This window comes from Prevotella sp. P5-126, from assembly GCF_002251185.1.
Classification (GTDB): domain Bacteria; phylum Bacteroidota; class Bacteroidia; order Bacteroidales; family Bacteroidaceae; genus Prevotella.
Window position 1 is genome coordinate 1 of sequence record NZ_NPIZ01000019.1, and the last position, 326, is coordinate 326.

Below are 326 nucleotides of genomic sequence, written 5' to 3' on the forward strand. Positions count from 1 at the left end.
CATGTACGAAGGGTAGGATGATACGAGAGATGGCGCATCAGTTGTGACGTTACGTCTTCCACGCATGAGCCGCCACAGAAATAAACGCTCATCAGCGAACGGACTATCTCGCTGAACTGATATCCGATGATACTGCGGCATCTCTGACCCAGTGTTGAGTCGATAACGGGTGAAAGCATGGAGTCAAATTTCTCCATGACCTAAAATCCGCAACTATCATCCAATACACGATTAAGGGTAGATTTATGAGTCGTTAGTAGCAGCTTTCAGTAAAAAGCAACAGCACAACATCAATATGTAGCCACCATCCCCTTACCCCACGATGC

At 46.6% G+C, this 326-nt stretch carries 1 pseudogene; it reads right to left on the reverse strand.

The features are described 5' to 3' along the window. Nucleotides 1–197 (reverse strand): annotated as a pseudogene (locus CIK90_RS01880) (IS1380 family transposase); the annotation flags it as partial. Between the last annotated feature and the right edge of the window lie 129 nt (nt 198–326).